We start from the raw sequence: 11,680 nt of genomic DNA, 5'->3' as shown, positions 1-11,680 counted from the left end.
GATTATTTGAGAAGAATTATGGTGATTGGGATTTCAGCGGGCGCAGGAAAATCAACCTTTGCCAGAAAGTTGGGAGAAAAAACAGGCATTGAGGTACATCATCTGGATGCTGTGTTCTGGAAGCCCGGCTGGGTGGAAAGCCGACTTTCGGAATTTTCGGATGCCCAGCGTGAACTTGTGAAAAAACAGCAGTGGATTATTGAAGGCAATTACAGCAATACTTTTGAAATCAGGGCAGCTGCTTGTGATACAGTTATATATCTGGAACTTCCCCTGTATCTCTGCCTGTACAGGGTATTAAAGAGGTGGCTGACCAATCTTGGTAAAACACGTCCGGATATGGCAGCCGGGTGCAAGGAGAAAATGGACTGGAAATTTATTAAATTCATACTGACAACATACAGAACCCGCAAAAAGAAAATGGCTGAACGGCTTGACAGATTTGCAGCAGAAGGTAAAAAAGTCATTGTACTGAAAAATAAACCGGATATTGATTCATTCATAGAAGATTTTGATGTTAAGACTAACAATGCTTCATAGAAACAAAAACCCCTGCATTTTTTGCAGGGGTTATTCTTTCCTGAATTTCGAAACATTTACCCGGCCTGAAAAGAACACGGCACCGCCGCCCATATCGGAAAGCCGGTCCGGAGTCAGCGAATTGACCAGATGTTTTGTTCCTGGGGCGTCAGCCCATAACCCCTGTGAAACAACTGTACCAGGAAGGACAAGTTCTCCGACAGCCGCTTTGAGTTCGCATTCTCCTCGTTCATTCCAAATACGAACCAAGTCACCATCTTTAATTTCAGCATTTGCAGCATCCCTTGTATTTATGTGAAGACGCGGTTCCTTCTCCATCGCTGCATGTTTTGTATTATTTGAAAAAGTTGAATTCAAAAAGTTATGGTTCGGTGCAGGCACAAACAGAAAAGGGAATTTATTTTCTTCCTTCAGCGGTATGTATGCCGGCAGAGGAGGATACCCATCATCTTTCATTCTCTGCGAGTATAATTCTATTTTTCCACTAGGCGTAGGCAGCCTGCCAGGAAAAAGCGGTTTTACCCTCGCTTTGATAAACTTGTTTTTCTTCAGAGATTCAGCATTGATTTCTTTGATTAGGGGGTTAGCTGGAAAATCTAGTGCGGCATCAATCATTTCTTCTTCTGTTTCTTTAAATACGGCATCATGAAAGCCCATTCCTTCTGCAAGAAGCCGAAACACTTCGACATTGGATTTTGACTCGCCGTATGGTTCTATGACTGGCTCCTGAATTTGCATGTAGTGGTGCCAATAGGATGAATAGATGTCCGTATTCTCAAAAGAAGAAGCTGCCGGCAGAACAATATCGGCATACTTGGCCGTTTCGGTTAAGAACAGATCATGGACAACAAGGAACAAATCCTCCCTCTGCAGCCCTTGACGGACTTTATTCCCCTCTGGTGCAACAACAGCAGGGTTGGTTCCATAGACATACATAGATTTAATCGGTTTTTCCAGTTCAAGGAGTGCCGAACCGATCTGATTCATATTAATGATGCGTGTATCCTTTTTGTGCAGGAGGTCAGGCCTTTGAAGGGCTCCATTATTAAAAGCAAGATAGCCGGAGTTTCCCTTGATGGCACCGCCGCCCTTTAAGAGCCAGTGTCCTGTAATTGCAGGAAGACATGAAATGGTGCGGATGCACATTCCGCCATTGTCGTGATGCTGTGGCCCGTTGCCGATTCGGATAAAAGCAGGGGAAGTCTTTCCATACATACGGGCTAATTTCAAAATATCATCTTTGGGCACACCTGTTATGCCGGCTACTGTTTCAGGATCATACTCCTTCACATGTTCACGAAGTTCCTGGTGGCCAACCGTATACTTTTTCAGAAAGTTCTCGTCCGCCAGATTTTCGGCAAACAAGACATGCATCATGCCAAGGGCCAGAGCAGCATCAGTGCCGGGAGTAATCGGTATAAACCAGTCGGCCATTTTTCCAGTCTGGTTTTTATGGACATCAATCACAACGATTTTCGCACCGCTCTTTCTTGCTTTTTGTGCGAGAATCATTTGATGCATGTTCGTGCTGACTGCATTAATGCCCCATAGAATAATGAGCTTTGAATGGATGGTATCTTCTGGATCTATTCCAAAGCTACCGCCCATTGTGTACGTATATCCAGCTGTACCGGCAGATTGGCAAATCGTCCTCTCAAGGCGTGATGCTCCGACTTTATGGAAGAAACGGCGGTCCATTCCTTCTGCGTTTAATCTGCCCATATTTCCGTAGAAACTATATGGCAGGATGCTTTCAGGGCCATTATTGACAATTAGCTCCTTCCATCTCGAGGTAATTGTGTCTATCGCCTCTTTCCACCCAATCCGTTCAAAATGACCATCACCTTTGGTGCCAGTACGCTTCATTGGATATTTTAGGCGATCCTTATCATAGATCCTTGAAGGCATGCTGCGGACCTTATTGCATATATTCCCCTGTGTTACGGGGTGATTGGGATCTCCTTCAACTTTTACGATTCTTCCTTCTTTTTTATGAATGAGAAGGCCGCATTGATCGGGGCAATCCAGGGAGCAAACGGATGGGAAAACACCATTTAATGTTTTGCTGTAAGAGTTCATGTCCACATACTCCTTCATCATAGTATTTCGATCATAACATAAAATTCAGATTATTTGATGGGTGTCTGGGGGCATCCATCAAATTTTTATAGTGAAACACCAAGCCTCATATTTGAAATTATTCTTTGTAAAAAATTTTATAAAATAGGTTGGTAGATTCAGAATACATCCGGGCAGGTGAACAGAGAAATGGCGATAAAAATTGCGATTGCAGATGATCATAAGCTCTTCAGAGAAGGGGTCAAACGGATACTGGAAATGGAAGAGGACCTTGAAGCAGCTGCTGAAGGGGAAAATGGCCGTGATGCTCTCATAATTGATAAGAATTATAGGCCTGACGTTATGATTATGAATATTCGATATGCCTATTATGAATGGAATCTAAGCAGTGGATAAGCTGAATGAATACAGTCATTAGTTTATTTTTTTATGATGATGAGAATTATGTCACGAGGGTGCCTGGATAAAGAGATGATCTCTCCTTATGAAAAGCAGGATGAGTCATACACATAAGGAGACGTCTTCAAGCTGGAGGTGTTTTTTATTTATTTTATAAAACATATTGATTTTGATAATCATTATCAATTAAAATGAAGATAGGTGATAATCGTTTTCAATCATACATAGTTTTGATTTTAAGGAGGCGAGGAGTTGATCAAAAACCCTCAAGTATCCGTCCGCACAATGACTGACCAGAATTTAACGGATTTTATCCGGTGTCCTTATAAATTTTATTACGCACATATTGAAAAGAAAAAACATCCTCTTGGCTGGCGTCAGGCCATTCAGCATATTATCAATAAAGTTGTTTCATCCTATTTTCAGCTGCCGCAAAGCCATCGTACCCCTGCAAACGTTTTGATGCTGATCGATCAATATTGGGGAAGGCTGGAGCTGCGTATGTTTGATTCCCAGCTCCAATATTATATGGCTGCAGCAGCTATAACTGATGGTTTAATGAGAAACTTAAGCAGTGAATCTGAAATAGCACAGCCGCTGTTTTTGTATGAAAAGTTCAGAATGAATCTTAAAGAACTGAATGCAGATCTTTCTTTAACTTTTGATGTCGCGGAATGGCAGCAGGATTCTTTTATAGTGAAGAAATTCCTGGTAGATGCTGATGAGCAAATGCTTGAGCTTTATTGTCACTTAACAGTGGTTTTTTCAGAAAAGGTATTTGGAATAAGTCCGGCCAGAATTGAGGTCGTGACATTAATGGATGGTGAGAGGCATGTATTCAATCCAAATAAAGAGAGCCTTGAAGCGGGATTAAACTATCTGCAGATGATGAAGACGCTTCTTGAAGACACAAAGCAGTTTTCGGGTTTGTACAATATGAATGAGTGTCCAGCCTGTCCTTTTCAGGGAGTCTGTGACAGGGATGAAAAGAATGAGAGAAAACCAAAATACTTATCTTAAAAAAGGCGCCTGGGGAAAACCAGGCGCTTTTGTTGTTTATGAATATGCAGAACCGATTTAGGGTGAATGTATTTCCATTGCTTTTAATTGAATTTCCCGCTAAAGTTTTTACAGGGATGTTAGATAGAAAGGTTGAGATTCTTCTTTGAATATACTAATTACAGGTGCAAACGGTTTTTTAGGGAAAAAGCTTTCATTAAAGCTTTTGGAACAGGGGCATGAACTTTATTTATTAGTCAGGAGCAGAAAGCGGCTGGATGCCTTCATGCAAGGCAAAGGAAGCGATTTTTCCAGACAGATTCATATATTGGAAGGCGATGTTACAGAAGAACATCTTGGATTAAATAGAGAACTTATGAATTCATTAAAAGGAAAGTTGGATGCCTTATACCATAGTGCAGCACTTCTATCATTTGATGAAAAGGATCGGGATAAGACCTATAAAGTGAATGTGGGAGGAACAGAAAATGTTCTGAATCTTGCTTTGGAAATAAATTGTCCAAAAGTTTTATATATCAGTACCGCCTATACGGTTGGGACAGATACTCAGGGGGCGGAGGCTCTTTACTCTGTGGACAGGCGTTTTGTAAATCCCTATGAAGCTTCCAAGTGCGAGGCAGAACACCTCGTATATACATTCCGGGATAAACTGGATATTGTTATTCTCCGTCCCGGTATTATCATCGGTGATTCCAGAACAGGTGAAGCTGATACAAACTTCGGCTTATATGGATTTCTAAAAGGCATCAAGATCTTGAAAAAACGGGCCATGCGAAGACAAGACGGCCAAACGTGCAGAATCTATTTGGATCCTGAAGTTGCCCAGAATTTTGTGCCGGTGAATTATGTTATAGATACACTGGATGCCGCCCTGATTCATGCAGAAAATGGCGGGATCTTCAACATTACAAACCCTAATCCGCCTCTGCAATCAGATGTATATGAAATAGTAAGAGAGGTACTGAATTTTCCGCAATTGGAGATGTGTATCCCAGGATCATCTGCAGAAATGACTAGTGAGGAAAAGGCTTTTCATAATTCAATGAGCATTTTCCACAGTTATTTCCAGCGGACCATTGATTTTCCATCAGACAATACGGAAAGGATGCTTGCAGATGCAGGAGTTCACATGCTGCAAATGGACCGTGATGTATTAACAAGAATAATAGCAGGATATTTGCTCGATGAAGCGGGTATACCTTCCTGACGAAAGAAAGACCGGGGATTGAATTCCCGGTCTTCCTTTATCATTCATGTCTGTTCCCCGTCTTTTTGGGCACCTGCTTCAAGGGGGGCTTTTAAAAGCTTCCTGTGCTTAATTTCCATAGTCTGAATTTGATTCAATTCCTCAATTAAGTCATGGATGGAGAGAACCTCATATAGAATGGCTGTTTCAGGCTGGACATGGTGGTGTGTGCGCGGTTTTAAGCCCCCCGCAGGGTTCAGCTGTTTTTGGTCAATAAACCACTGTGTTACCTCGCTGATTTTTTTATGATGGCTTTCTGTAATAAGAAAGACCGGGTCATATAGGCTGTTTTTTATATCCTCAAGAACAGCAGCGGCAGCCTTTTTCCTGTCTTCCTCCAGCTCCGGAAGGCCAGTTGGCAGAAAGATCAAGTTCCCCACGTGATAGGTAATCTGCCTTAAAATAGTCAATTTTTTATATTCATAATGAAAGTCGCGCATGTCTTCACGGCTAAATCGGTGATACCTATATTCAGCTTTTTGATAATGGCATAAAGTTTCCGTTTTATCGATATCTTTAATAAGTCTTTGAAAATCAGAACGGACAGTGCCGTCAGATCCCTGTGATTTGAAAATTTCAAGTCCTCTTTTATGTAAAATGTCACCGGATCGTCTGTAAAGGGCATGTATGTTTTTTATGATGGATGTTGAGTAATTGGGCGGCATGACAAAAAAGTTAACTGCTGTGGAAACGACAATTCCGGTAGTGGTAGTCCCCAATCGAATGAAAAAAGAGGACAGATAATGGTCCTGTACCGTTGATATCATAGCGACACCTGTTAATGTAGCCACCAGCATCCCATCATGAAGCTTCAGCTTATGGCAGACTATGATTGTCGCAAGCGAAACGGCAGCATAACTGTATGGGCTGTCCCCGAAAATGAACGTAAATAATACAGCAAAGCCCGCACCAATGGCTGCCGCAGGAAATCTGACATATGCTTTCCGAATGGAGTCCGCAACAGTAGGTTCAATCGTTACGATGGCCGTAATCACAGCAAACATGGCTGGCCAATCCAGCATATGGCAAATAAAAGCTGTTATAAAAACAGCCAGTCCGGTTTTGGCGATTCTTCCTCCAATAAAATTATATGGAATAGTCTGTTTCATACATAATCCTTCTTTAAATCCGTGGTTTCAATAGTAAATTTATATTAGTGCAAGAAACCAATAAGAGCAAATGCGAATCTTCTGATAAAAAGAAATTACCCCGGTGACATCATCTGATAGTATGTTAAAATAGACAACTATAAAGTATAAATACGGAATGTATATAAGATTTTACGGACTTAGAGGAAGGGTGAGTTTGAATGTCAATTGAAAGTGTGAAAGCCCATTTCAAAAAATGGGATCGGGAACAGGATGTAATGGAGTTTGATTCTTTAAGCGCAACAGTGGAACAGGCTGCTGAAACAATCGGTGTCAGCCCTGCACAAATTGCCAAGACTCTTTCCTTCAGGGGTGATGGGGATGAAGCAATTCTTGTGGTGGCAGCAGGCGACGCCAAAGTGGATAACAAGAAGTTCCGGAAAACGTTCGGTCTCAAAGCCCGGTTGCTTTCAGCTGAGGAAGTCCTCGAACAGACGGGCCATGCCGTAGGCGGAGTGTGTCCATTTGGACTGAAAAATAATCTGGATGTATATCTGGATGAATCTATGAAAAGATTCGAGACCCTTTTCCCTGCATGCGGAAGCAGCAATTCCGCCATTGAACTGACACCTGCTGAAATTAATACATATTCAGATGCAAAAGCCTGGGTGGATGTGTGCAAGGACTGGGAAGAGGCGCTGATCATTGAACGGCCACTGGAAAAAATAACGAAATAGAAGTGATATTTACGTGCCGAAATCAAAAATGTGTTGTATGATTATAATTATTAATGAATAAATATATAGATTTGCGGATTAGGAGAGCAGATAGTTCATGGGAAAGAATCTGATTATTAAACATATTGATGAACTTCAGGATGACTTTAATAGAATAAGCACTTATATCGGCGAGAATCCCGAATTGGGCCATGAAGAGTACAAGGCATGCAAAGTATTGACAGAGGAGCTTGAAAAGCATGGCTTTTCTGTAGAAATCGGCATATGCGGTTTACCGACTGCTTTTACCGGAACTTATGACAGCGGAAAAGAAGGTCCTGTGATTGGATACATGTCTGAATACGACGCACTGCCTGAAGTGGGGCATGCATGCGGTCATAATCTAATCGGGACAATGGGGATTGCTGCAGGAATAGGACTAAGTAAAGTGATTCATGAAACTGGAGGAAAGGTTATTGTCTTTGGCACGCCTGCAGAGGAGACGAAGGGCGGTAAGATGACCATGGCTGAAGCTGGTATTTTTGATGTTTTGGATGCAGCGATCATGGTTCATCCCCTTGACAATTTTGTGAAAAGCGGGGCATCACTGGCAATGGATGCTATACAGTTTGAGTTTTTTGGCAAATCAGCACATGCAGCTGCCAGCCCTCATTTAGGAATTAATGCGTTGGACGCTGTCCTGCAAACGTTCAACAGCATAAACGCTCTGCGTCAGCATATCAAACCTGATGCCAGAATCCATGGCATTATTACGGAAGGTGGCAAAGCCGCAAACGTGGTTCCGGACTATGCGGTTGCCCAATTTTATGTTCGTGCATCCAAACGTGAGTATGTGAATGAACTTGTAGAAAAGGTCAAGAAATGTGCAGAAGGGGCAGCTTTGCAGACTGGTGCCGAAATGAAGTGGTCATTTTATGAGTTTTCTTATGATGATATGGTTACGAACAGCCCTTTATCAGAAGCATTCAATAAAGAACTGCTTTCTCTTGGTGTGAATGAGGAGGAAATTCTGGAACAGAAGAATGGGTCAGGTTCTCTTGACATGGGGAATGTCAGCCAGGCAGCCCCTTCCATTCATCCTTATATTAAAATATGCAATGAGGCATATGCTTGCCACACCCATGAATTCAGGGAAGCTGCTATGAGTGAGCAGGCTAAAGAAGCCATGATCCTCGGGGCCAAGGCAATGGCACTTACGGGGTATGAAGTGTTAACCAATCAGGAGCTTTTAAAACAGATTAAAGAAGAATTCGAGTCAAACAAGGCATTAGCTTAAAATCCAAAATAAGGCCATGATCCATAAGAAACATACGGATCATGGCCATTATATTATGATAAACTATCCCATTCTGAATACAGTCCGGTTCCATTGCAGCCCTGGCAGTCAAATTGGTTGGCATGATAAGCGAATTCATTCCCCGGATAGAGTGAAAAACCCCTGCCGTAACAGTCAGGACACTTGTTTTCTTCCTTCATGCGATTGACATGATTTTGATATCTGCTTTCGCGCCATTCATTAAAGGCATTCAATAATCCCATCTTTTTCACCTCAGCCATTTTTTCCTTATTTTGAATAAAATGGGCAGATTTTATACACTTCGGTACTATAGTATATGAATAAAGTGGGACTAGTGTGAAAAAAAGCTTGTTCTAAAAATGACTATTTTCCCTTAGGGTGCTTCCATTTTTCGCCGAGTGCTTCGATAAAAATGCTGACATTCTTTTTTTCCTGCATGATGGGGGATAGAACATAGGAAAGAGTGCGTTTGAATTCCTGATTTTTCACTTTGATTATAGACAGGTTATTTTGTTTAACGTCCCTTTCGACGACGCTTCCGGAAAGAATGCTTATTCCCAGCCCGTTGATGAGTGTTTCTTTTATCCCCTGGTTGCTGCTGATCGTTAAAAGTGATTTCACCTTAAGGCCATTTGATCTGACTACATGGTTAAAATACTCACGTGTCCCTGACCCGTTTTCCCTCATGATCCATTGCTGATTTTGAAGGTCAGCAATGGTTGTTTCCTCTTTTTGTACCAATGGATGCTGGTTGGAAGTCACAATAAATAATTCATCCTCTAAAAAGGGAGTCACGATAAGCTCTCTTTCATTTGTCTGGCCTTCTATTAACCCTATATCCACATGATGGGACCGTGTTGACTGAACAACTTCCTCTGTGTTGGCAATCGTCACCTGGAGATTAAGCTCAGGATACTGATTCTGCAAATCAAGCAGGAGGGGAGGCAGGATGTACTCCCCTATAGTGAAACTGGCCGCAATTTTCAAGTCTCCTTTAATGGTGTTTTGCTGCTCTAAAATTTCCTGCCTGGTTTGCTCGTAAATGGTAATCATCTGCTTGGCCCGGTCATATAATATTTCACCGCTGGGCGTAATTTTCAAGTATTTTGGAGAGCGTTGAAATAGTTTGGTCTGAAATTCCTTTTCCAGATTTTTAATATGCAGGCTGACACTGGGCTGTGACATTAGAAGGAGCTCGGCCGTCTTCGTAAAATTTTTAACTTCAGCCAATGTGACGAATGTTTTTAACGCATCATAGTACAAAATATCACCCTTTCTATAATTAATAATATTAATAGCTGCGATAATTAATATTTATTTTACTAATGGAATATCATTCGGTAAAGTAATAGATATATATTTTTTGTGTATAAAACCGACTTTTTTTATAGGAAAAGAGGAAATTTAAAGAAATACTATAAAACCAGCCTTTTGCGCTGGTTTGCGAGGTGGATCATGTTGCAACTTCAGGTAATGAACAGTCCGTTTAATCAGGAGCAGACAGAGCTCCTTAATCGTCTTCTTCCGACTCTGACAGAGACACAATCTCTCTGGCTGAGCGGGTATCTTGCCGCAATACAGTCTTCATCATTACAGGCTGCCCCGGCAGTGGAAGAACGTCCCGCACCTGCAGCGGTAAGGGCAATTCAAAAAGAAGTGACCATCTTATTTGGATCACAAACCGGGAATGCGCAGAATCTGGCAAAGAAAGCTGGAAAAACGCTTGAGGAGAGAGGTTTTCAAGTAACGGTTTCAGCAATGAGTGACTTTAAGCCCAATAATCTTAAAAAGGTCAAAAACCTGTTAATTGTCGTAAGTACCCATGGTGAGGGAGATCCGCCTGACAACGCTTTGACATTCCATGAATTTGTTCACGGAAAAAGGGCGCCCAAACTGGAAGACTTCCGATACTCAGTTTTGGCACTTGGCGACAGCTCATATGAATTCTTCTGCCAAACGGGAAAAGATTTTGATAAACGTCTGGAGGAACTTGGCGGAACAAGAATAACGCCAAGAGTGGACTGTGATCTTGATTTCGAGGAGCCTGCAGCAGAGTGGACGGAAGCAGTTTTAGCCGGATTGAGCGAAGGGGAAAGCAGCAGTCCTTCTCCTGCAGCAGCAGCTTCAGTTTCAGCCTCAGCACCTGCTGAGTCAGTCTATTCCCGGTCCAATCCTTTCCGGGCAGAAGTTCTGGAAAATCTGAATCTCAATGGACGCGGCTCCAATAAAGAAACCCGCCATCTCGAGATTTCTTTAGAAGGTTCCGGTCTGACTTATCAGCCTGGTGACAGCCTTGGGGTATACCCTGAAAACGATCCTGAATTGGTTGACCTGCTTTTAGCTGAGATGAGCTGGGATCCAGAGGAAACAGTCAGAGTGAAGGAGGAAACAGTAACGTTAAAAGAAGCGCTTACGGCTCACTTTGAGATTACTGTCCTGACTAAACCGCTTGTTGAAAAGGCTGCAAAGTTTTCTGGAAATGAAGAACTGCAACAGCTAGTGTCAGACAGCAATCAACTGAAATCTTATATGGATGGGCGGGACTTAATTGATTTAGTCCGTGACTTTAAACCATGGAACAGTTCGGCACAGGAGTTTGTTTCTATACTGCGTAAGATGCCTGCGCGTCTTTATTCCATTTCCAGCAGCTTCGAGGCGAATCCCGATGAAGTCCATTTAACAATCGGTGCTGTCCGCTATGATGCCCATGGCCGTGAACGCAAAGGTGTCTGCTCCATATTATGCGCAGAGCGTCTCCAGCCTGGCGATACACTGCCAGTATTTATTCAGCACAACGAAAACTTTAAACTGCCTGAGAATCCGGACACACCAATCATTATGGTTGGTCCTGGAACCGGAATTGCACCGTTCCGATCATTTATGCAGGAGCGTGAAGAAAGCGGCGCTGATGGGAAATCATGGCTATTCTTTGGCGACCAGCATTTTGTGACTGATTTTCTTTATCAGACTGAATGGCAAAAGTGGCTCAAGGATGGAGTCTTGACGAAGCTGGATGTCGCTTTTTCCCGTGATGGTGATGAGAAGGTTTATGTTCAGCATAGAATGCAGGAAAATAGCAAGGAATTATTCCAGTGGCTTCAGGAAGGAGCAGCCGTCTATATCTGCGGCGATGAGAAAAACATGGCGCATGATGTCCATAATGCACTTATAGATATTATTGAAAAAGAAGGCGGTATAAGCCGCGACCAGGCTTCTGAATATCTTGCCGACATGCAGAAAAATAAACGCTACCAGCGCGACGTATATTGATTTG

The 11,680-nt window shown here is 42.4% G+C and carries 11 protein-coding genes; 7 read left to right on the top strand and 4 right to left on the bottom strand.

Features of this window, described 5'->3' with window-relative positions:
• Positions 1–6: 6 nt before the first annotated feature.
• The gene (locus A361_RS17575; protein WP_019382527.1) at positions 7–540 is read left to right on the top strand and encodes a DNA topology modulation protein; all 534 of its coding nucleotides are present in this window, start codon (positions 7–9) and stop codon (positions 538–540) included.
• A gap of 30 nt (positions 541–570) precedes the next feature.
• Here A361_RS17575 and A361_RS17570 read toward each other — a convergent pair whose 3' ends face one another.
• Positions 571–2,619, bottom strand: coding sequence for a molybdopterin-containing oxidoreductase family protein (locus tag A361_RS17570; protein ID WP_019382528.1), 2,049 nt, complete (start codon positions 2,617–2,619; stop codon positions 571–573).
• A 189-nt stretch (positions 2,620–2,808) separates the two neighbouring features.
• Here A361_RS17570 and A361_RS17565 point away from each other — a divergent pair, with 189 nt between their 5' ends.
• The 3 genes from A361_RS17565 (at position 2,809) to A361_RS17555 (ending at position 5,245) form a co-directional block, all read left to right on the top strand.
• Positions 2,809–3,015, top strand: a complete 207-nt coding sequence (locus A361_RS17565; RefSeq protein WP_026041764.1) for a response regulator — start codon at positions 2,809–2,811, stop codon at positions 3,013–3,015.
• 255 nt (positions 3,016–3,270) lie between these two features.
• Positions 3,271–4,038: a hypothetical protein gene (locus A361_RS17560; protein ID WP_019382529.1), complete on the top strand. Its 768-nt coding sequence runs from the start codon at positions 3,271–3,273 to the stop codon at positions 4,036–4,038.
• Positions 4,039–4,183: 145 nt separating this feature from the next.
• Complete coding sequence (locus tag A361_RS17555) at positions 4,184–5,245, top strand: SDR family NAD(P)-dependent oxidoreductase (protein ID WP_019382531.1); 1,062 nt, start codon at positions 4,184–4,186, stop codon at positions 5,243–5,245.
• 44 nt (positions 5,246–5,289) lie between these two features.
• On the opposite strand, the gene A361_RS17550 is transcribed toward A361_RS17555, so the two are convergent.
• Complete coding sequence (locus A361_RS17550) at positions 5,290–6,393, bottom strand: aromatic acid exporter family protein (RefSeq protein ID WP_019382532.1); 1,104 nt, start codon at positions 6,391–6,393, stop codon at positions 5,290–5,292.
• 200 nt (positions 6,394–6,593) lie between these two features.
• On the opposite strand from A361_RS17550, the gene A361_RS17545 reads away from it, so the two are divergent.
• Together A361_RS17545 and A361_RS17540 are read left to right on the top strand one after the other, a co-directional pair.
• Positions 6,594–7,109, top strand: a complete 516-nt coding sequence (locus A361_RS17545; protein ID WP_019382533.1) for a YbaK/EbsC family protein — start codon at positions 6,594–6,596, stop codon at positions 7,107–7,109.
• Between the two features lie 97 nt (positions 7,110–7,206).
• The gene (locus A361_RS17540) at positions 7,207–8,385 is read left to right on the top strand and encodes a M20 family metallopeptidase (RefSeq protein ID WP_019382534.1); all 1,179 of its coding nucleotides are present in this window, start codon (positions 7,207–7,209) and stop codon (positions 8,383–8,385) included.
• Between the two features lie 53 nt (positions 8,386–8,438).
• Here A361_RS17540 and A361_RS17535 read toward each other — a convergent pair whose 3' ends face one another.
• The gene (locus A361_RS17535; protein WP_236887902.1) at positions 8,439–8,666 is read right to left on the bottom strand and encodes a methionine aminopeptidase; all 228 of its coding nucleotides are present in this window, start codon (positions 8,664–8,666) and stop codon (positions 8,439–8,441) included.
• 103 nt (positions 8,667–8,769) lie between these two features.
• Complete coding sequence (locus A361_RS17530) at positions 8,770–9,669, bottom strand: LysR family transcriptional regulator (protein WP_019382535.1); 900 nt, start codon at positions 9,667–9,669, stop codon at positions 8,770–8,772.
• Positions 9,670–9,864: 195 nt separating this feature from the next.
• Here A361_RS17530 and A361_RS17525 point away from each other — a divergent pair, with 195 nt between their 5' ends.
• Positions 9,865–11,676: an assimilatory sulfite reductase (NADPH) flavoprotein subunit gene (locus A361_RS17525; RefSeq protein ID WP_019382536.1), complete on the top strand. Its 1,812-nt coding sequence runs from the start codon at positions 9,865–9,867 to the stop codon at positions 11,674–11,676.
• The last annotated feature ends 4 nt before the right edge of the window (positions 11,677–11,680 follow it).

Origin of the sequence: Cytobacillus oceanisediminis 2691, assembly GCF_000294775.2 — a bacterium.
Taxonomy (GTDB): Bacteria; Bacillota; Bacilli; order Bacillales; family Cytobacillaceae; genus Cytobacillus; species Cytobacillus pseudoceanisediminis.
Note: the sequence above shows the minus strand (reverse complement) of the source record. Positions and strands in the feature narration are given on the sequence as shown.

Coding starts and splice junctions, on each gene's coding strand:
- A361_RS17570 (WP_019382528.1), bottom strand. CDS start 2,619: ATGAACTCTTACAGCAAAACATTAAATGGTGTTTTCCCATCCGTTTGC.
- A361_RS17565 (WP_026041764.1), top strand. CDS start 2,809: ATGGCGATAAAAATTGCGATTGCAGATGATCATAAGCTCTTCAGAGAA.
- A361_RS17550 (WP_019382532.1), bottom strand. CDS start 6,393: ATGAAACAGACTATTCCATATAATTTTATTGGAGGAAGAATCGCCAAA.
- A361_RS17545 (WP_019382533.1), top strand. CDS start 6,594: ATGTCAATTGAAAGTGTGAAAGCCCATTTCAAAAAATGGGATCGGGAA.
- A361_RS17540 (WP_019382534.1), top strand. CDS start 7,207: ATGGGAAAGAATCTGATTATTAAACATATTGATGAACTTCAGGATGAC.
- A361_RS17535 (WP_236887902.1), bottom strand. CDS start 8,666: ATGGCTGAGGTGAAAAAGATGGGATTATTGAATGCCTTTAATGAATGG.